The sequence below is a fragment of the Actinomadura rayongensis genome (assembly GCF_009831215.1).
GTDB classification, from domain to species: domain Bacteria; phylum Actinomycetota; class Actinomycetes; order Streptosporangiales; family Streptosporangiaceae; genus Spirillospora; species Spirillospora rayongensis.
In genome coordinates this window covers 1-18,570 of sequence record NZ_WUTW01000001.1, presented here as the reverse complement: position 1 = coordinate 18,570, position 18,570 = coordinate 1, and the positions used below count along the sequence as shown (strand labels likewise).

At 73.9% G+C, this 18,570-nt stretch carries 19 protein-coding genes and 1 rRNA gene; 12 read left to right on the top strand and 8 right to left on the bottom strand.

Annotated elements, in window-relative coordinates; translation table 11 throughout:
- Positions 1-29 precede the first annotated feature (29 nt).
- From GQ466_RS00100 to argS, 3 genes are all read left to right on the top strand, one after another.
- Positions 30-410, top strand: a complete 381-nt coding sequence (locus GQ466_RS00100) for a hypothetical protein (RefSeq protein WP_161100745.1) — start codon at positions 30-32, stop codon at positions 408-410.
- A 78-nt stretch (positions 411-488) separates the two neighbouring features.
- Positions 489-1,589 carry a phosphate acyltransferase PlsX gene (plsX, locus tag GQ466_RS00095; RefSeq protein WP_237417562.1) on the top strand — a complete coding sequence of 367 codons (1,101 nt, stop codon included), beginning with the start codon at positions 489-491 and terminating at the stop codon, positions 1,587-1,589.
- An 80-nt stretch (positions 1,590-1,669) separates the two neighbouring features.
- Positions 1,670-3,445: an arginine--tRNA ligase gene (gene argS, locus GQ466_RS00090; RefSeq protein ID WP_161100744.1), complete on the top strand. Its 1,776-nt coding sequence runs from the start codon at positions 1,670-1,672 to the stop codon at positions 3,443-3,445.
- Positions 3,446-3,499: 54 nt separating this feature from the next.
- Here the strand turns inward: argS and GQ466_RS00085 are convergent, their stop codons facing one another.
- Positions 3,500-3,748, bottom strand: coding sequence for a DUF2630 family protein (locus tag GQ466_RS00085; protein WP_103564561.1), 249 nt, complete (start codon positions 3,746-3,748; stop codon positions 3,500-3,502).
- Between the two features lie 146 nt (positions 3,749-3,894).
- Here GQ466_RS00085 and GQ466_RS00080 point away from each other — a divergent pair, with 146 nt between their 5' ends.
- Positions 3,895-4,632, top strand: a complete 738-nt coding sequence (locus tag GQ466_RS00080; protein WP_161100743.1) for a hypothetical protein — start codon at positions 3,895-3,897, stop codon at positions 4,630-4,632.
- Positions 4,633-4,654: 22 nt separating this feature from the next.
- Here the strand turns inward: GQ466_RS00080 and GQ466_RS00075 are convergent, their stop codons facing one another.
- The 3 genes from GQ466_RS00075 to deoC are packed head-to-tail and all read right to left on the bottom strand — an operon-like array spanning position 4,655 to position 7,879.
- Complete coding sequence (locus GQ466_RS00075) at positions 4,655-5,497, bottom strand: aldehyde dehydrogenase family protein (protein ID WP_378186586.1); 843 nt, start codon at positions 5,495-5,497, stop codon at positions 4,655-4,657.
- A 7-nt stretch (positions 5,498-5,504) separates the two neighbouring features.
- Positions 5,505-6,938: an aldehyde dehydrogenase family protein gene (locus GQ466_RS00070; RefSeq protein ID WP_161100741.1), complete on the bottom strand. Its 1,434-nt coding sequence runs from the start codon at positions 6,936-6,938 to the stop codon at positions 5,505-5,507.
- A gap of 2 nt (positions 6,939-6,940) precedes the next feature.
- Positions 6,941-7,879, bottom strand: a complete 939-nt coding sequence (deoC, locus tag GQ466_RS00065; RefSeq protein WP_161100740.1) for a deoxyribose-phosphate aldolase — start codon at positions 7,877-7,879, stop codon at positions 6,941-6,943.
- Positions 7,880-8,430: 551 nt separating this feature from the next.
- On the opposite strand from deoC, the gene GQ466_RS00060 reads away from it, so the two are divergent.
- Genes GQ466_RS00060 through GQ466_RS00035 form a run of 6 tightly spaced genes read left to right on the top strand, consistent with a single transcriptional unit; the run spans position 8,431 to position 14,224 of the window.
- Positions 8,431-10,329, top strand: a complete 1,899-nt coding sequence (locus tag GQ466_RS00060) for an ATP-binding protein (protein WP_161100739.1) — start codon at positions 8,431-8,433, stop codon at positions 10,327-10,329.
- Positions 10,322-10,714 carry a roadblock/LC7 domain-containing protein gene (locus tag GQ466_RS00055; protein WP_202419906.1) on the top strand — a complete coding sequence of 131 codons (393 nt, stop codon included), beginning with the start codon at positions 10,322-10,324 and terminating at the stop codon, positions 10,712-10,714. The genes GQ466_RS00060 and GQ466_RS00055 overlap by 8 nt, the downstream gene beginning before the upstream one ends.
- Positions 10,715-11,092 (top strand): DUF742 domain-containing protein, encoded by a 378-nt coding sequence (locus GQ466_RS00050; RefSeq protein ID WP_161100738.1) that lies wholly within the window; start codon positions 10,715-10,717, stop codon positions 11,090-11,092. It begins immediately after the preceding gene.
- Positions 11,073-11,690: a GTP-binding protein gene (locus tag GQ466_RS00045; RefSeq protein WP_161100737.1), complete on the top strand. Its 618-nt coding sequence runs from the start codon at positions 11,073-11,075 to the stop codon at positions 11,688-11,690. Before GQ466_RS00050 ends, GQ466_RS00045 begins: the two co-directional genes overlap by 20 nt.
- Positions 11,691-11,692: 2 nt before the next feature.
- Positions 11,693-12,928, top strand: a complete 1,236-nt coding sequence (locus tag GQ466_RS00040) for a cytochrome P450 (protein ID WP_161102292.1) — start codon at positions 11,693-11,695, stop codon at positions 12,926-12,928.
- Positions 12,929-12,955: 27 nt separating this feature from the next.
- On the top strand, positions 12,956-14,224 hold the full coding sequence (locus tag GQ466_RS00035) for a cytochrome P450 family protein (RefSeq protein WP_161100736.1): 1,269 nt from the start codon (positions 12,956-12,958) through the stop codon (positions 14,222-14,224).
- On the opposite strand, the gene GQ466_RS00030 is transcribed toward GQ466_RS00035, so the two are convergent.
- On the bottom strand, positions 14,166-15,545 hold the full coding sequence (locus tag GQ466_RS00030; protein WP_237417628.1) for a cytochrome P450: 1,380 nt from the start codon (positions 15,543-15,545) through the stop codon (positions 14,166-14,168). The genes GQ466_RS00035 and GQ466_RS00030 overlap by 59 nt on opposite strands.
- Before the next feature lie 201 nt (positions 15,546-15,746).
- Here GQ466_RS00030 and GQ466_RS00025 point away from each other — a divergent pair, with 201 nt between their 5' ends.
- Positions 15,747-16,508 carry a putative protein N(5)-glutamine methyltransferase gene (locus GQ466_RS00025; RefSeq protein WP_161100734.1) on the top strand — a complete coding sequence of 254 codons (762 nt, stop codon included), beginning with the start codon at positions 15,747-15,749 and terminating at the stop codon, positions 16,506-16,508.
- Here GQ466_RS00025 and GQ466_RS00020 read toward each other — a convergent pair.
- A complete protein-coding gene (locus GQ466_RS00020; protein ID WP_202419905.1) occupies positions 16,505-16,738 on the bottom strand; it encodes a hypothetical protein in 234 nt (77 codons plus the stop codon). The genes GQ466_RS00025 and GQ466_RS00020 overlap by 4 nt on opposite strands.
- 101 nt (positions 16,739-16,839) lie before the next feature.
- A complete protein-coding gene (locus tag GQ466_RS00015) occupies positions 16,840-17,772 on the bottom strand; it encodes an NADP-dependent oxidoreductase (RefSeq protein ID WP_161100733.1) in 933 nt (310 codons plus the stop codon).
- 126 nt (positions 17,773-17,898) lie between these two features.
- Between GQ466_RS00015 and GQ466_RS00010 the strand changes: the two genes are divergently transcribed.
- Positions 17,899-18,402 (top strand): MarR family winged helix-turn-helix transcriptional regulator, encoded by a 504-nt coding sequence (locus GQ466_RS00010; protein WP_161100732.1) that lies wholly within the window; start codon positions 17,899-17,901, stop codon positions 18,400-18,402.
- Positions 18,403-18,494: 92 nt separating this feature from the next.
- Here the strand turns inward: GQ466_RS00010 and rrf are convergent.
- A 5S ribosomal RNA gene (rrf, locus tag GQ466_RS00005) occupies positions 18,495-18,570 on the bottom strand; the annotation flags it as partial.

The following is an 18,570-nucleotide window of genomic DNA, read 5'->3' as shown; positions in this document are numbered from 1 at the left end:
TGACGAACCCCACTGTGAAGATCACCCGTGTGAGAGCCGCGATCATCGGCGTCGTGTCCCTCGCCGTCATCGGCGCCGCGGTCACCGGCGTGCTGCTGGCGACGGCCAAGGAACTCCGCTATCCGACCCAGGCCAAGCTGCGCGGCGCGCTGCCGTCCGCGGCGGCGGCCGAGCTGAAGGCGCGCGGCGTCGGCCTGACCGGCGCGCTGAGCTGCGCCGACCTGCCCGGCTGGACGAAGAAGCGCCTGCGCGTCACCTGCTCGGGCGTGACGACGACCAAGAAGCCCGTGGACGTGATCGGCTCCGGCGACCAGGAGTCGGCGGACCACTACTTCACGATCCTCGTGGGCGGGACGCCGGTCGTGCAGAACGTCCCGTGCCTCGGCCGGGGCTGCCGCGACGGGGGCTGACCGGGGACGGACCGGGCGGACGGACGTCCTACCATGCGGTGAGCCGCCCGACCCGTCCGTCCGCACCCTGGAGCCGCCATGATCCGCGAGGTGGGCGGTCCGCCGCCGGTCGCGGTGGACACGATGGGCGGCGACCACGCGCCCGGCGCGGTGGTGGCGGGCGCGGTGGCGGCGGTCCGCGAGCACGGCGTCCGGCTGGTGCTCGTCGGGCAGGCCCCGCGCATCCGGCGCGAGCTGGACCGGCACGGCGTCGTCGGCGAGATCCCGATCGTCCACGCCGACGAGGCCCTGGACATGGGCGAGGGCGCCCTCGCGAGCTGGCGCAAGCCCCGCTCGTCCGTCGCGATCGCCTGCCACCTGATCAAGCAGGGGCAGGCGTCGGCGCTGGTGTCGGCGGGCAGCACGGCGGGGATCGTCGCGACGTCCCGGCTGCGGCTCAAGGGCCAGCAGGGCGTGCTGCGCCCGGCGATCGCGGTGGAGCTGCCGACGCTGCCGCGCCCGACCGTCCTGCTGGACGCGGGCGCGACCGCCGACGTCAAGCCCGAGACGCTGCTGCAGTTCGCCGCGCTCGGCACCGCGTACGCGCGGATCCGGCTCGGCCTCGCGCGGCCCCGCGTCGGCCTGCTGACGATCGGCGCCGAGCCCGCCAAGGGCGACAAGGTGACGCGCCGCGCGCACGAGCTGCTGGCGTCCGGCCACCACGACATCGAGTTCGCGGGCAACGTTGAGGGCCACGACCTGCTCACCGGCGCGGTGGACGTGATCGTCACCGACGGGTTCACCGGCAACGTCGCGCTGAAGACGATGGAGGGCACCGTCCGGATGGCGTTCGCGGAGCTGCGGTCGGCGATGACCGCGTCCCGGACGGCCCGGGTCGGCGCGCTGCTGCAACGCCGGCGGCTGACCGAGCTGCGCGACCGGCTGGACTCCGACACCTACGGCGGCGGCGTCCTGCTCGGCCTGAACGGCACCGTGGTGATCGCGCACGGCGCGGCGCGGGAACGGGCCATCACGTCGGCGTGCCTGCTGGCGCACGCGCTGGCGGCCGGACGGATCGTGGACCGCGTCCGCGAACAGGTGGCGCTGACCCGGACGTCCCGGTTCGGCCGCCGTCCCCAGCCCGAGCCCGAGCCCGATCCACTGCCCGAGGAACCGCCCGAGCCCGACCCGGCGACCTGAGCGGGCCGTAATGGCCGCACGGCCACGGAACGTCTCCGCCTATCCTGTACGAGTTCCCGTACAGGAGGTTGCAGGCGCACATGGGCGAGCAGGTTCGGTCCCTGGCCGACGAGGTGGAGGCCGCCGTCACGGCGGCGATGGGCGCGGTGCTGCCCCCCGAACTGGCCGGGCAGGACCCGCTGGTGCGCCGTTCCGACCACGCCGACTTCCAGTCCAACGTGGCGCTGCCGCTGGCCAAGAAGACCGGCCGCAAGCCGCGCGACCTGGCCGCCGACCTCGCCGCGCACCTGACCGGGACGTGGCTGGAGTCGGTCGAGGTGTCCGGTCCCGGCTTCCTCAACATCGCGATCTCCGACGCGGGCCTGCTGGACCGGCTGGCCGTCCGGCTGGCGGATCCGCGGCTCGGCGTGCCCGCGTCGCAGGCGGGCGAGACGGTCGTCCTGGACTACTCCGGGCCGAACGTCGCCAAGGAGATGCACGTCGGGCACCTGCGGTCCACGCTGATCGGTGACGCGCTGGCCCGCGTGCTCGGCTTCCTCGGCGCGGACGTCGTCCGGCAGAACCACGTCGGCGACTGGGGCACCCAGTTCGGGATGCTGATCCAGTACATCGTGGAGCACCCCGAGCGGCACTGGCGCGGCGCCGAGCTGGACGAGCAGGCCACCGCCGTGTCCGCGCTGGACGAGCTGTACCGGACGGCCCGCGCCGAGTTCGACGCCGACCCGGCGTTCAAGGAGCGCGCCCAGCGGCGCGTCGTGGCGCTCCAGAGCGGCGACCCCGAGACGGTCGCGGCCTGGAAGGAGATCGTCGCCGAGTCGCAGAAGGCGTTCCAGCAGGTCTACGCGCGGCTCGGCGTGCTGCTGACGCCCGACGACGTCAAGGGCGAGTCCTTCTACAACCCGTGGCTCAACGACGTCGTCGCCGAACTGCGCGGCAACGGGATGCTGGAGGAGAGCCAGGGCGCGCTGGTGGTGTTCTTCGACGACATCAAGGGCCCGGACGACGCGCCCGCGCCGCTGCTCGTCCAAAAGAGCGACGGCGGCTTCGGCTACGCGGCCACCGACCTCGCGACCATCCGGTACAGCGTGGACGAGCTGAAGGGCACCCGGCTGCTGTACGTGGTCGACGCCCGGCAGGCACAGCACTTCGACATGATCTTCAAGGCGGCGCGGCGCGCGGGCTGGCTGCCCGACGGCGTCGAGGCCGTCCACGTGAAGAACGGCACGATCAACGGCCCGGACGGGCGGCCGTTCAAGACGCGCGCGGGCGGCACCGTCCGGCTCGCGGACCTGCTGGACGACGCGCTCGCCCAGGCCCGGCGGGTCATCGCCGAGCGTGACGCCGAGCAGCCCGGCGCCCGGGATCTGTCCCCCGCCGAGCAGGACGAGATCGCCCGGGTGGCTAGCGTCGGCGCGGTGAAGTACGCCGAGCTGTCCACTTCACGCGTCAAGGACTACGCGTTCGACGTCGCGCGGATGGTGTCGTTCAGCGGCCAGACGGGCGTGTACCTCCAGTACACCCACACCCGGATCGCGTCGATCCTGCGGCGGGCCGGCGACGCCAAGGCCCGCTTCGACACGGCGCTGACGCTGGAGCCGGCCGAGCACGCGCTGGCGCTGCAGCTGGACGAGTTCAGCGCCGTCCTGGACGCGGTCGCCGCGACGCTGGAGCCGCACCGGCTGGCGGGCTACCTGTTCGTCCTGGCCAAGGCGTTCACCGAGTTCTACGAGTCGTGCCCGGTCCTGAAGGCCGAGGACGCCGTCCGGGCGAACCGGCTGGCGCTGTGCGACCTGACCCGCGCGACGCTCGCGCGCGGCCTGGACCTGCTCGGCATCGCCGCGCCCGACCGCATGTGAGCAAGGCGTGAGCCCGGGTGAGCGGTCCTCACCCGGGCTCGGCCCGCGGGCCGGTCACTGCAGGTAGCCCTCGACCTCCCCGGCGGGACGCGAGTGCGCCTCGCCCGGGTTCTGCCCGGCGTCCCGGCGCGCCCGCCGCTGCCGCAGCAGGTCCCAGCACTGGTCCAGCTCCTCTTCGAGCCGCCGCATGCGGGCCTGCTCCTCGGTGTTGGACAGTTCGCCCCGCTGATGCCGGGCGCGCAGTTCCTGCTCCTCGGCGACGTAGCCGCCGATGCGGGCCAGGATCTCCTGGTCGTCGTCCATGACACCTCCACGTCGGTTCCGCCGGGCGGCGGGGTCAGCCCCCGCGTCCGGCGAGCCCCGCGACGAGGCTCCCGGCGCCCGGCCGTTGTGCCGAGCCTACGTCGGTCCCCGGGCCGCCGGCCGTCGCGGGCCGTGCGGGCGGGCTCGTGCCCGCGCCGGACGCGGCCGGACGCGTCGTGCTCGCCTTCGGACGCGTCGTGCCCGCCTTGGCCCGGGTCGAGGCCCGGGCCGGCGCCCGTGTCGAGGCCCGTGCCGGACTGCCGCGCGAGGACGAGCCGCGTGTGCCACCGGAGGCGCGGGCGGTCGTGCTCCGCGCCGACGACGACCGGCTGGACGAGCTGCTGCGCGCCCGGCTCGTCGTCGGTTTCTTCGCGGTGGAGCGCGCGGCGGCCGTCTTCGGTTTGGCGGCCGTGCTCCGCGACGCGGACGCGCGCGGCCTGGTGGTCGACGATCCCGTCGAGATCGCCTTGGCGGCGGTGTTCATCGCCTTGGCGGCGTCGGCCATCGCCTTGGTCGCGCTGGTCATGGCCTTGGTCATGGCGGTCATCGCCTTGACCGAGCCGTTGGTCTTGCTCGCGACCGACTTCATCTGCGTCGCGGCGGCCTTCGCCTGCGTCGCCGCGGCCGTGACCTTGGTCGCGGCGGCGGAGCCCGCTCGGCTCGTCGTGGTCTTCTTCGCCGCGGGCCGCGTGGTGCGGGCCGAGACCGTGGACCTCGACGTGCTTCCCGCCGCGCTGGTCCGCTTGGACGGCGCCCGCTTCCTCGCGCTGGGCTTCGTCGTGCGGTTCGTGCTCTTGCTGCGGCTGTTCGTCCTGGTAGCCACTGATCTACCCCCCGTGTTGATCAGTTACGGGTGGTTGATTCCACGTCACGCGCCGCTTTAATCCCGTTTCGCCAGAACTCGGGTTAGACGCCGACCGGATGCCAGACCGTCTTGATCTCCAGAAACGCCTGCATTCTGGCGGTTCCGGGGTCCTCGGCGTCCGCCCGGACGGGGTCGCGGAAAACCCGTTTGAGATTGCCCGCGGCGGCCTCGGCGAGCGGTTTGACGTCCGTCTCGGCGACGCCGGTGAGGTCGAGCGCGTTGACGTCCATGTGCCCGGCGAGCCACGGCGCCAGCTCCGCGCGGCGGCCGGTGAGCAGGTTCACGACGCCGCCCGGCAGGTCGGACGTCGCCAGCACCTCCGCGAACGTGATCGCCGGGAGCGGCGCGGGCTCGGACGCCACGACGACCGCCGTGTTGCCCGACACGATCACCGGGGCCAGCGCGGACACGAGGTCGAGCAGCGGCCCGTCCGGCGCCACCGACCCGACGACGCCGGTGGGCTCGGGCGTCGAGAACGTGAAGAACGGCCCGGCGACGGGGTTGGCGTTGCCCGCGACGGCGGCGAGCTTGTCCGCCCAGCCCGCGTACCAGACCCAGCGGTCGACGGCCGCGTCCACCTCGGCGCCCGCCGCGCCCTTGCCCAGGCCCGCGTCGCGCAGCTCGGCGACGAACTGCGCCCGCCGCCCCTCCAGCATCTCGGCGATCCGGTACAGGATCTGCCCCCGGTTGTACGGGGTGCGCGCCGACCAGCCCGGGAACGCCTTGCGCGCGGCGACGACGGCGTCCCGAACGTCCTTGCGCGACGCCCGCGCCGCGTTCGCCAGGAACCCGCCCTCGGCGCCGGTCACCGGATACGACCGGCCCGACTCCGACCGGGGGAACGCGCCCCCGATGAACAGCTTGTACGTCTTGCGCACGTCCACCCGCTGATCAGATGTCAAGGTAAGCCTCCAGGCCGTGCCGGCCGCCCTCCCGGCCGTGGCCGGACTCCTTGTAGCCGCCGAACGGCGCGGCGGGATCGAACTTGTTGAACGTGTTGGCCCAGACGACGCCCGCGCGCAGCCGCTCGGCGACCCACAGCGTCCGCGAGCCCTTCTCCGACCAGACGCCCGCCGACAGCCCGTACGGCGTGTTGTTCGCCTTCTCCACGGCCTCCTGCGGGGTGCGGAACGTCAGCGCCGACAGGACGGGCCCGAAGATCTCCTCCCGCGCGATCCGGTGCGACTGCGCGACGCCGGTGAACAGCGTCGGCGCGAACCAGTAGCCGCGTCCGGGCAGGTCGCAGGGCGGCGACCAGCGCTCGGCGCCCTCCCGCTCGCCCGCCTCGGCGAGGTCGGCGATCCGGGCGAGCTGCGCGGCCGAGTTGATCGCGCCGACGTCGGTGTTCTTGTCGAGCGGGTCCCCGACGCGCAGCGTGGCCATGCGCGCCTTCAGCCGCTCCAGGAACTCGTCCGCCACCGTCTCCTGGACGAGCAGGCGCGACCCCGCGCAGCACACGTGCCCCTGGTTGAAGAAGATCCCGTTCACGACGCCCTCGACGGCCTGGTCGAGCGGCGCGTCGTCGAACACGATGTTCGCGGCCTTGCCGCCGAGTTCGAGCGTGAGGCGCCTGCGCGTCCCGGCGACGGTCCGCGCGATCTCGCGGCCGACGTCGGTGGAGCCGGTGAACGCGACCTTGTCGACGCCGTCGTGCGCGACGAGCAGCCGTCCGGTCTCCCCCGCGCCGGTGATGATGTTGACCACACCGGGCGGCAGGTCGGCCTGGCGGCAGACGTCCGCGAACGCCAGCGCGGTCAGCGGCGTCGTCTCGGCGGGCTTGAGGACGACCGTGTTCCCGCACGCGAGCGCCGGAGCGATCTTCCACGCCAGCATGAGCAGCGGGAAGTTCCACGGGATGACCTGCGCGGCGACGCCCAGCGGACGCGGGTCCGCGCCGAACCCCGCGTGCCCGAGTTTGTCCGCCCAGCCCGCGTGGTAGAAGAAGTGCGCGGCGACGAGGGGCAGGTCCACGTCGCGGGACTCGCGGATCGGCTTGCCGTTGTCGATCGACTCCAGCACCGCCAGTTCGCGCGACCGTTCCTGGAGGATCCGCGCGATCCGGAACAGATACTTGGCCCGGTCGCGACCGGACATCGGACCCCAGACCGTCTCATACGCCCGGCGGGCTGCGGCGACGGCGCGGTCCACGTCGGCCGCGTCGGCGGACGCGACCTCGGCCAGCGCCTCGCCGGTCGCGGGCTCGACGGTCTTGAACGGTTCGCCGCCGCCGTCGGTGAACGCGCCGTCCACGAACAGCCCGTAGGACGGCCGGATGTCCACGACGTCCCGGGACTCGGGCGCGGGCGCGTACGCGAAGAGGTCCATGATCAGTCCAGCGTGAAGTGGTCGGGGCCGGAGTAGACGCCGGTCGTGAGCTTGCGGCGCTGCATCAGCAGGTCGTTGAGCAGGCTGGACGCGCCCAGCCTGAACAGGTCGGGGGTGAGCCAGTCCGGCCCGGCGGTCTCGTTGACCAGCACCAGGTACTTCAGCGCGTCCTTGGTGGTGCGGATGCCGCCCGCCGGTTTCACGCCGACGGTCCGTCCGGTGGCCGCGCGGTAGTCCCGGACGGCCTCCAGCATCACGAGCGTCACCGGCAGCGTCGCGGCCGGGGACACCTTGCCGGTGGACGTCTTGATGAAGTCGGCGCCCGCGTCCATCGCCAGCCAGGACGCGCGCCGCACGTTGTCGTAGGTGACCAGCTCGCCGGTCTCCAGGATGACCTTGAGGTGGGCGTCGCCGCACGCCTCCCGGACGGCCCGGATCTCGGCGTCCACCGTCGCGTAGTCGCCGGCGAGGAACGCGCCCCGGTCGATCACCATGTCGATCTCGGCGGCGCCCGCCGCGACGGCCGCGCGGACGTCGGCGAGCTTGGCCGCCAGCGGCGCGCGCCCGGACGGGAACGCCGTCGCGACGCTGGCCACGCCGATGCCGGTGCCGTCCAGCGCCTCGACCGCCACGCCGACCAGGTCGGAGTAGACGCACACGGCCGCGACCGGCGGGACGCTGCGGTCCTCCGGATCGGGCCGCGCCGCCTTCGCGCACAGCGCCCGCACCTTGCCGGGCGTGTCCGCGCCCTCCAGCGTCGTGAGGTCGACCATCGCGATCGCGAGGTCGATCGCCTGCGCCTTGGCGGTCGTCTTGATCGAGCGCGTGGCGAGCCGCGCGGCCCGCTCGTCGGCGCCGACCCGGTCGACGCCGGGCAGGCCGTGCAGGAACGCGCGCAGCCCGGCGGCGCCCCGTCCCGGGGGAACTGTCTCCGTTGACACCTCCTCAGTATGGCCCCGCCCGCGTCCCGCCGTCCGCGCCGGGACGGTGCCGAAAAAGAATCACGATGCCGTCCGTAAACGCGGATACGGCAGTGCGACAGCGCTTTCCGCATTCGCCGGACGCCCGGGCGGCGGCTCGTCCGCATATCGGGCGTTGCCCTGAACGATCAGGCGCCCGTGACTACACTGGTGATCATCAAGCGGTGACCGGAACAGCGGTCCGCCGGGCGCGCCACCGCGACGCCGGGCGGCCGGGAAGGCCCGCCACGGACGGGAGAACCCGCACTGTGGAGGGCTGTCCAGCCGGTCCGGGCCATCGCTCGGAAAGGTGACGTTCACCTGACCCTTTCCTGCGGCCCCCGGCCGCCACAGTGAAAATTTCAGCGTTCAACGAAATAGGTTTCCGGTTTTCCACATGATCGGAAACCGGAAATCCGACGGCCCCCGTCCGTTGCTCCCCGTGATCGTCCCCCGACCGTCCGACACCCGCATGCCCGACGGAGTCCCATGCCCCCTCGCACGACCTCCCGCACCGCCCCCCGGACGCGGCCGTGACCGTCGACCGGCGCGCCCCCGAACGGCCGGCCGCCCCGCCCACCGACGCCCCGCGCCGCCGGGACGTCTGGGGACCGGCGTCGATCGCGGCGGCGGTCGTGCTGGCCCTGCTGATGCTCACCGCGCTGCTGCTCCTCGCGACCGGCGCGGGCGTCGGCTGGCCGGTCCCGTTCGCGGCGACGGCCCTCGCGGCGGCGCTCGTCGTCGCGCTCGTCCTGCGCGACCAGCGGGACCGGGACGAGCGGCACCGGCTGCGCGCCGAGGCCGTCCGCCGCGCCGCCGAGCTGGCCGCCGAGACCGACCGCGCCCGCGCCGCCGCGCTACGGCTCGGCGAGTGGGAGACCTACGCCGACGCGCTCCGCCAGCGCGCGCAGGGCCTGGAGGAGCTGACCCGCCGGATCCTGCTCGCCTACCTCCCCGCCGTCGTCGACGGCGACCACCTGCCCCGCGTCGGACCCGAGGCCGCCGACCTGCTCGGCCCCGAGCTGGCCGACGCGCTCCGCGACGCGCTGCGCTCGGTCCTGGAGCTGCGCCGCGACCTCGCCGACCGCGAGGACTCCTACCAGCAGGTCATGGTCGCGCTCGCGCAGCGCGTCCAGTCCGCGAGCCACCGGATGCAGCTCGCCGCCGAGCGCATCGCCGAGGACAACCGGCTGCTGCCCGACGTCTACCGCGCCGGGCAGGCCATGGACCACGCCGCGTCGCAGGCCGCGCGCGTCGCGCAGAGCGTCGCGATCCTGTCCGGCTCGTGGGAGGGGCAGCAGTGGACGCGGGGGCTGCGGCTCGCCGAGATCGTCCAGGCCGCGTCGGCGCGCATCGAGGACTACGGGCGCGTCCGGATCGAGGGCGACCCGGACGTCGGCGTCGACCCCGTCACGCTGGAACCCGTCATCCATGTGATCGCCGAGCTGCTGGCCAACGCCACCGAGGCCTCGCCGACCGCCACCGACGTGATCGTCAAGGTGACGGCGGCGGCGTCCGGCGCGGTGTTCCGCATCGACGACCACGGCACCGGGCTGGAGGAGCCGCGCCTGTCGCACGCCCGCGACGTCGTCGCCGGCCGCGTCGTCCCGAGCCTCGCCGACCTCGGCGAGGTGCCGCGCACGGGCCTCGCGGTCGTCGGCCGGTACGCCGCCGAGCACCGGCTGAAGGTGACGCTGGACGAGTCCCCGTACGGCGGGCTCCAGGCGGTCGTGCTCGTCCCGTCCGGCCGGACGATCCGCGTCGAGCCGCGCGGCGCCCGCGCCACCGCGCCGCTTCCCCGCCCGTCCCTGGACCGCTCCGAACCCCCCGCCACGCGAACCCCGCCCACCGGCACGGCAACGCCGCCCGCCGGGCGGCCCGCAGGGGCGCCGTCGGCCACGCCGCCCACCGGGACGGCAGCGCCGTCCGCCGGGCCGGCCGCGGGAACGCCGTCTCCCGCGTCGTCCGCCGGGACGCCGTCTTCCGCGCAGCCTGCCGGGCCGTCGTCCGGCAGGCTCGGCGCGCAGCCCGCAGCGCAGCCGCGCGGCGCTGAGCCCGCGCCGTCCGCAGGGGCGCCGGGGACCCCGTCAGGGGCGTCCGGCACGTCTGGGTCGCACTCGGCGCCCGGTGGGGCGGCGGACGACGGGTCGCACGACGCGTCCGGCACCGGGTCGCACGCCCTGCCCTCGTCCGGGGCGGCGGGCACGCCGCCCTTCGGGTCGGCCGCGCCGGACGCCGGGGCGCCGGGGGGCGGGCTGCCGCAACGGCGCAACCGGCGGCGCACCGCCGTCCCGCCGCCGAGCACCGCGCCCGCCGTCGCGCCGCCCGACCAGACGCCCGAGGACGCCGCGTCCTTCATGGCGGGCGTGTTCGGCGACGCGTCCCCCGTCCCCGACCCGCCCGACGACGACCCTGGAGAACCCCGTGAGTGACTGGACCGTTGAGCACATGGCGCGCGTACCGGGCGTCCGGCACGTCGTCCTCTGCACCACCGACGGGCTCCTCAAGGCCCGCTCCGGCGGCCTCGCCCGGGACGACGCCGAGCGCCTGGCCGCCCGCTGCACCGCGATGCTGTCCCTCGGCCGCGACCAGGCCGCGAGCCACGGCACCGGCGAGCCGGTCGTCCGCCAGGTGATGGTGCAGCACGACGGCGGCTGCCTGTTCCTGCGCGGCGCGGCGGCCGGGACGGCGCTCGCGGTCATCACCGGCGAGGACATCAACCCGGGCCTCATCGCGCAGGAGATGCAGCTCATGGTGCTCCGGCTCGGCGAGGCCACGCTCAGCACCCCGTCGCGCGGCGCGGGCGGGGTGGGGTAGGTGCGGCTCCCCGACGACACCGGCGAGCCCGCCGCCCCCCGCGACGACGACGCGGCGCTGCGCCCGTTCGTGCTGACGTCCGGCCGCGCCGCGCACGGCGACCTCGCGCTCGACACGCTGCTGCGCGCCGACCCGACCGGCGCCCCGCTGACCGTCGCCGCCGCGCCGCAGGCCCGCGCGCTGCTGCGGCTGTGCCGGGGCGGGACGCTGTCGGTCGCCGAGGCCGCCGCGCATCTGGAGCTGCCGGTCAGCGTCGTGCTCGTGCTCGCCGACGACCTCGTCGCGTCCCACCATCTGCGGGCGCGCAGCGAACCGCCCCCCACCGCGCCGGGAACCGACCTCCTGCAAAGGGTGCTCGATGGACTCAACGCCCTCTGACGGCCCGGTCGGGCGGCACCGCGTCAGCTACGTCGCCGACAGCGTCACCGAGACCGCCAAGATCCTCGTCGTCGGGGACTTCGGCGTCGGCAAGACGACGTTCGTCGGGACGGTCAGCGAGATCGAGCCGCTGCGGACCGAGGAGACGATGACCGAGGCCAGCGTCGGCGTGGACGACCTCGCCGGGCTGGACGGCAAGACCACCACGACCGTCGCGCTGGACTTCGGCCGCATCACGCTCGGCGGCAGCCTCGTCCTGTACGTGTTCGGGACGCCCGGCCAGCGCCGCTACTGGGACATGTGGGCGGGCCTCGCGCAGGGCGCCGTCGGGGTCCTCGTCCTCGCCGACACGCGGCGCCTGGAAGGGACGTTCGACGTCCTCGGCGAACTGGAGGAGCACGGGCTCGGGCCGATCGCGGTCGCGGTGAACGAGTTCCCCGACACCGTCCGCCATCCCGAGCCCGACCTGCGCCGCGCGATGGACCTGCTGCCCGGCACGCCGCTGATCACCTGCGACGCGCGGGACCGGACGTCGTCGCTCGCCGCGCTGACCGCCCTGACCCGCCACGCCCTCACCACCGGAAGGCCCACCGCGTGACCATGCCCGTCCCGGAACTGGACCAGCTCGCGGCGTCCGGCGCGCCCCCGCTGGACGCGACGACCGCCGATCCCGACGGCGCGTTCGAGAAGCTGTGGCGCGGTTACGGCCCGGTCGCGCCGGTGGAGCTGACGCCGGGCGTCCACGCCTGGCTGGTGATGGGCTACGACGAGCTGCGCACGATCACCCGCGACGAGCACCTGTTCTCCCGGGACGGCCGGCGCTGGCGGCTGTTCCAGGACGGAACGGTCCCGCCCGACTCGCCCCTCGGCCCGATGATGTTCTTCCGCGACAACGTGATCGGCCACGACGGCGAGGAGCACCGGCGGCTGCGGCGGCCCCTGCAAGAGGCCATCGCGGGCGTCGACCACCGGCGGCTGCGCCGGACCGTCGAGCGGCTGTGCACCGGGCTGATCGCGCAGGTCGCGCCGCGCGGCACGGCGGACCTCGTCGCGGACTACGCGGCGGCGGTGCCGCTGCTGACGATCGGCGAGCTGATCGGGCTGGACGCGGCGCAGTCGGCGGAGCTGCTGGCGGCGATGCACCTGCTGTTCTCGTCCGGGGAGCAGGCGCAGGAGGGCAACGCGCGGTTCGAGGCGCTGCTCGGCGGGCTGCTCGCGGCGAAGTCGGCCGCGCCGGGACCGGACGTCACGAGCGCCCTGCTCCGCCATCCGGACCTGCGCAGCGACGCCGAGGTGCTCCAGACGCTCGTCGTGCTGGTCTCGGCGGGCAACCACACCCTGATCAGCTGGATCGCGCAGTCGCTGCGGCTGACGCTGACCGATCCGCGCTTCGCGAGCCGGGTGCGCGGCGGACGCCTGTCGGTGGACGACGCGCTGGACGAGGTCCTCGCCCGCCAGCCCCCCATGATCAACATGCCCGCCCGGTACGCGCTCGCGGACGTCGAGCTGGGCGGCCGGCGGATCGCGCGGGGGGACGCGCTGATCCTCGGCCTCGCCGCCGCGTCCCGCGACACGCGCGCCCACACGCCGGGCTGGTGGACGCACGGCAACCGCGCGTCCCTGGCCTGGTCGGCGGGGCCGCACGCGTGCCCGGCCCGCGATCCCGCCCGCACGATCGCCCGGACGGCCGTCGGCGCCGCCGGGCACCTGCTGCGCGACATGCGCGTCACCGAGGACCCGGACGCGATCGGCAACGAGCCGAGCCCGTGGACCCGGATCCCGCGCCGGCTGCCCGTCGCGTTCACGCCCGCGTCGATCGACCCCGTCCTCGTCTGAGTCCCCTCTTCTTCTCGGAGCCGTGTGATGCCCAGCCCGTCCAGTCCGAAATATGCCGATATTCCAGTCATCACGCTGGACCCGTCCGGGGCCGACCACCAGGGCGAGGCGGCCCGGCTGCGCGCCGCCGGGGAGGCGACCGGCGGGCTCGTCCGCGTCGGGCTGCCCGGCGGGCTCGTCGTGTGGGCGGTGACGACGCACGAGCTGGTGGAGCAGGTCGTCCGCAGCCCGGACATGAGCAAGAACTACAAGACCTGGACCGCCTACAAGACCGGCGAGCTGACCCCCGACAACCCCATCATCGGGATGATCGCCGTGGACAACCTCGTCACGGCGGACGGCGAGGACCACCGGCGGCTGCGCCGTCCCATCACGACGACGTTCACCGGCCGCCGCGTCGAGGCGCTGCTGCCGAGCGTCACCGCGACGGTCGACGCCCTGCTGGACGCCCTGCCCGGCCATGCGGACGCCGACGGCGTCGTGGACCTGCGCGCCCACTACTGCGCGCCGCTGCCGCTGCGGGTGATCTGCGAGCTGCTCGGCGTCCCCGAGGCGGAGTGGCCCCGGCTGCGGCACCTGGTCGACTCGATCTTCCGGACGGACACGACGCCCGAGCAGGTCGCCGCCGTCATGGCCGACATCCCGCGCTTCCTCGGCGAGCTGATCGCCGTCCGGGCCGCCGAGCCGGGCGAGGACCTGACGAGCGCGCTCATCGCCGCGCGCACCGAGGGCACGACGACGATGAGCGACCGGGAACTCGCCGACACTCTGTGGGTGCTGCTGACGGCCGGTCACGAAACGACGATCGGGCTCATCGGCAACACGATCCGCGCTTTGCTGAGCCACCCGGACCAGCTCGCCCTGGCTTTGGCCGAAGACCGTTTCGCCGACGCGGTGACCGAGACGCTGCGCTGGGATTCCTCGATCGGCAATTTCCTGGCGCGCTATCCCGTCCGGGACGTGGAGATCGCCGGGGTCACCATTCCGGCCGGGGACGCCATCATGGCGCCCTACACGGCGGTGGGCCGCGATCCGCACCACCACGGCGCGACGGCCGAGGTCTTCGACCTGACGCGGGACCAGCGTCCGCATCTGGCGTTCGGCGCGGGCCGGCACATCTGCCCGGGCTCGCATCTGGCCCAGCAGCAGGCGACTCTTGCCGTGAAGTCCCTCTTCACCCGCTATCCGGATATGGTGCTCGCCTTCTCCGGCGATCCCAAGCCCGTTCCAAGCCTTTTCACGAACGCGCTGACGGAGATTCCCGTCCGGCTGACCGGACGCGTGGAACAAGGCTGATCTCGACCTCCTGGCGGGGTCGCAGCGTCATTCCGAGTTTCGGGCGGGCCGTCGGATCGCCGTGGACCTCGACCCGGAACCGGCTGAGCAGCGCGGCGAGGATGAGCTGCATCTCGGCGGTGAAGAAAGGACGTCCGACGCATCCGTGCGGCCCCGCGCCGAAGGTCAGATAGGCCAGCCGGTGCCGGGGCTCGTGCCCCGGGCGGAAGCGGTCCGGGTCGAAGCGCGTCGGCTCGGGCCACACGTCGGGCAGCCGGTGCGTGAGGTACGGGCTGACGACGATGAGCCCGCCGCCGTCGATCCGGACGCCGTCGATCACGTCGTCCCGGTAGATCACGCGCGGCAGCATCCAGCCCGGCGGGTACAGCCGCAGCGTCTCCAGCGCGACCTGCTTGGTGTAGGTGAGGTGCCGCAGGTGGGAGCCGTTGAGCGGGCCTTCCCCCACCACCCGGTCGATCTCTTCGGTCAGCCGTTCCTGGACGTCCGTGCGGCGGCCGAGGACGACCCAGAGGAACGTCAGCGCGATCACCGTCGTCTCGGTGCCGCCCACGTAGAGCGAGACGAGGCCGTCGCGGAGCTGGCGGAGGGTGAAGCGGTCGCCGTCCGCCGTCGTGGCGCGCAGCAGCCGCGAGACGACGTCGTGCCCCTCCGGGCGGTCGCCGCGCTCCTGCGCCCGGCGGACGATCGGCAGGACGAGTTCGTCGATCTCTCTGAGCGCCCGCGCGAACGTCCGGTCGCCGAAGAAAGGCACTTCATTGGGCACGAAAGGGGCCAGCAGCCGGGGACGCAATGCCGCCGACGCGACGGTCACCGCCCGGCCGAGCCGCAACGTCTGCTCGGTCGTCACCATGTCGCCGACGAGCACGCGCGTGATGGCCCGGAAGACGACGCGCGACATTTCCCGCCGGGCGATCAGCCGCGTCCCGCCGGCGCCGCGGTCCGCCATCTCGTCCACCGCCTGGACGATCGTGACGGCCATCTCGTCGGCGAACCGGTCGATGCTCGGACCCGACACGAGTTCCTGGAGAACCGCCCGCCGCGCCCACCACAGTTTGCCCGCCGGTTCGCCGACGAGACGGCTCAGCGGATTCCACAGCCACCCTTCCCGCTCGTAGTTGGCCGCATTGTCGCTGAGCACGTGCGCCACATGTTCGGGCCGGGTCACGAGATACGGACTCATCGCGCCGAGACGCAGCCGCACGATGTCGCCGCCCGCCCGCGCGCCGATCCGCTCGACGGCGGCGAGCGGGTCCCGGACGAAGGTCGGAGCGATGTCCCGGAACGGAATCTCCCTGGCCTGACGGCCGACCGTGCTGGTCATCGACACCGCCGGCCTCCTTTGCGGAAAAAGGATGTCAAGGACGATCACATCGTCAGTGTCCGCTCCCCGGCGCTGCAAGAAATGATCGGCTTACGGAGGGGTGAGAGAGATATGACCTCAATCAGTGAACATCCGGTTACAGAAAACTCACCGGGGTCTGCGGCGGCGTCCTCTAGACTCGCGTCTCCCGGAAAGGACCCGATGCCCGAATACTCCGAGATCGTGACGCGGCTGCGCGCCGCGGGCTGCGTCTTCGCCGAGGACGAGGCCCGTCTCATCCTCGCAACGGCCGCCCCGGACGAGCGCGCCGCGATGGTCGAGCGCCGCGCCGCCGGGCTGCCGCTGGAGCACGTCCTCGGCTGGGCGGCGTTCGGCGGCCTGCGGATCCAGGTGGACCCGGGCGTGTTCGTCCCGCGCCGCCGCACCGAGTTCCTGCTGGCGCAGGCGCTCGCGCACCCGGCCCCGCGCCCGCTCGTCGTGGACCTGTGCTGCGGGACGGGCGCGCTCGGCGCCGCGTTCGCCGCCGCCCGTCCCGGCGCCGACGTGTACGCCGCCGACGTCGATCCGGCCGCCGTCGCGTGCGCACGCCGCAACCTGCCGCCCGAGCGCTGCTTCACCGGCGACCTCTTCGCCCCGCTGCCCGCCGGCCTGCGCGGACGCGTGGACGTCCTGCTGTCGAACGTCCCCTACGTCCCGACCGGCGACATCGGGCTGCTGCCGTCCGAGGCCCGCGACCACGAGGCGCGCGTGGCCCTGGACGGCGGCGGCGACGGCCTGGACCTGCTGCGCCGCGTCGCCGCCGAGGCGCCCGCGTGGCTGGCGCCCGGCGGCCTCCTGCTGTTCGAGACGACCGAGCGCCAGGCCCCCGACGCGTCCTCGGCGGTGGCCGCGCACGGCCTGGCCCCGCGCGTCGCGAGCTGCGACTACGCGACGGTCATCGCCGCCGCGCGTCCCGCGGCCTAGCCGCCGAGGCCGTTGACGGCGGTGTCCAGCGCCTCGGCCAGGCGGCGCAGCGTGTCCGGGGCCGGCTCGCCGTCGCCGATCTGCGTCACGACGTCCTGCCGGTCGGTGACGAACACGCCGTCGGTCGCGTGCGCGGACGACACGACCTCGGGGCTCCCGTCGACCACGATGAGCGCGGCCTCCGGGTCCTCGGCGTGCAGCAGCCGTTCCACGTGCTCCACAGTGATCATGATGGTCTCCTGGACGTCTCGGCGGACCGGCCCCCTACCCGTCCGCCCCGGGACGAACCCCGGACGTGCGGGGGGCGGGCCGCACCGCCCCCCGCCCTTGCTCACGGCGTCAGGACGACCTTGCCGCGCAGCCGTCCGGCGGCGGCCTCGTCGTGGACGGCGGCCAGGTCGGCCAGGGGCCGCCGCTCCGCCACGTCGATCGTCAGCTCGCCCGCGTTGACCCGCGCGACCAGCTCGGCGAGCTGCGCGGCATCGCTCCGCGAGTACACCTGGACGGTCCGGACGCCTCGCCCCGCATCCTGCGGCACCGGCGACGTCGCGCTGAGGAACACGCCGCCGTCGGCCACCAGCTCCGCCAGGGCCGCGGTCTCCTCCGGGCTCGTCGGCGCGAGGTTCAGCACCACGTCGAACCGCTCCCCGGCGACCGCCTCGACGAGCGGCGTCGCCGTGTAGTCGACGACCCGGTCGGCCTTGTGGGAGCGCAGGCGCTCGGCGCTCCGCGCGCTGCCGGTCGCGGTGACGACGGCGCCCGCGCCCTTGGCGAGCTGCACCGCGTAACCGCCGACGGCCCCGCCCGCCCCGTTGATCAGGACGTGCTGCCCCGGCGCGACGCCGGCGTGCTCCACCAGCGCCTGCCAGGCTGTCAGCCCGGTGGCGGGCAGCGCCGCCGCGTCGGCCAGCGAGCCGGTGCTCGGCGCCGCCGCCAGCAGCTCGGCCGGGACGACCGCGAACTCGGCCGCCGCCCCGGACGCCGCGATCGGGATGTACGCGACGACCGCCGCCCCGACCGCCCAGCCGGTGACGTCCGCGCCGACCTCCGCGACCGTCCCCGCCAGGTCGACGTTCGGGACGTGCGGCAGCTCCAGCGGGAAGACCTCCTGCAGCGCGCCCGCGCGAAGCCCGACGTCCACGGGGTTGAACGAGGTGCCGGCGACCCGCACCACGACCTCTCCGGGCCCCGCCTGCGGACGGTCGACGTCCTCGTGGACCAGGACGCTGCTGTCGCCGTACGAGTGGAAACGGACTGCCTTCATGATCTCTCCCGTATGCTTTGAGTTGGAAGCAGTACGGGGCACAACGTGCTTCGACTTCGAAGCAATCCCGGCGCCGTCCGTGACGGTGGTCACATTGCTAAGAATTCGAAGCAGGTGGTGGAACGGATGACCGACCCCGTCGAGCGGCTCGGCCCGCAGGAGCTGGGGACGTACTTCGTCCTACTGGAGGCTCTGAGCCTGCTCCAGCACCAGGTCGAGCAGCAGGTCCAGGCGGACGGCGGCCTCAGCTACATCCAGTTCCAGCTCCTCGGCCGGCTCGTCGGCGCAGAGGGGCCGCTGACGATGACGCAGCTCGCCGACGGCGTCGTCTACAGCCGCAGCGGCCTCACCTACCAGGCGGGCCTGCTGGAGAAGGCCGGCCTGATCACACGCGCCCCGAGCCCGGACGACGAACGCGCCACCCTGGTCAGCATCACCGACGCGGGACGCGAACTCTTCCACCGCGTCCTGCCCGGCCACGTCGAGGTCACCCGCCGCATGCTGTTCGACAGCCTGACCGCCGACGACCTCGACCACCTCGGCGACATCATGACCCGCGTACGCGACCACATGCGCGCCCAGCCGCCCCGCTCGGCCGCCCCCCGCAAACGCCGCCCGAAGAACAACTAATGGCCCAACGCAAAAGGGGCTTCGCCGATGGCGAAGCCCCGAGAAATGCGTTGAGGGCCACCCCGTGACGGGATGGCCCTCAACCACTGTGAGTCCGGCGGTGTCCTACTCTCCCACACAGTCTCCCATGCAGTACCATCGGCGCTGAAAGGCTTAACTTCCGGGTTC

Bases quoted from the DNA above. Each gene is read 5' to 3' on its own strand.
- plsX (WP_237417562.1), top strand. From the start codon at position 489: ATGATCCGCGAGGTGGGCGGTCCGCCGCCGGTCGCGGTGGACACGATG.
- argS (WP_161100744.1), top strand. From the start codon at position 1,670: ATGGGCGAGCAGGTTCGGTCCCTGGCCGACGAGGTGGAGGCCGCCGTC.
- GQ466_RS00085 (WP_103564561.1), bottom strand. From the start codon at position 3,748: ATGGACGACGACCAGGAGATCCTGGCCCGCATCGGCGGCTACGTCGCC.
- GQ466_RS00070 (WP_161100741.1), bottom strand. From the start codon at position 6,938: ATGGACCTCTTCGCGTACGCGCCCGCGCCCGAGTCCCGGGACGTCGTG.
- GQ466_RS00045 (WP_161100737.1), top strand. From the start codon at position 11,073: ATGGACTCAACGCCCTCTGACGGCCCGGTCGGGCGGCACCGCGTCAGC.
- GQ466_RS00040 (WP_161102292.1), top strand. From the start codon at position 11,693: ATGCCCGTCCCGGAACTGGACCAGCTCGCGGCGTCCGGCGCGCCCCCG.
- GQ466_RS00035 (WP_161100736.1), top strand. From the start codon at position 12,956: ATGCCCAGCCCGTCCAGTCCGAAATATGCCGATATTCCAGTCATCACG.
- GQ466_RS00030 (WP_237417628.1), bottom strand. From the start codon at position 15,545: ATGACCAGCACGGTCGGCCGTCAGGCCAGGGAGATTCCGTTCCGGGAC.
- GQ466_RS00025 (WP_161100734.1), top strand. From the start codon at position 15,747: ATGCCCGAATACTCCGAGATCGTGACGCGGCTGCGCGCCGCGGGCTGC.
- GQ466_RS00020 (WP_202419905.1), bottom strand. From the start codon at position 16,738: ATGATCACTGTGGAGCACGTGGAACGGCTGCTGCACGCCGAGGACCCG.
- GQ466_RS00015 (WP_161100733.1), bottom strand. From the start codon at position 17,772: ATGAAGGCAGTCCGTTTCCACTCGTACGGCGACAGCAGCGTCCTGGTC.
- GQ466_RS00010 (WP_161100732.1), top strand. From the start codon at position 17,899: ATGACCGACCCCGTCGAGCGGCTCGGCCCGCAGGAGCTGGGGACGTAC.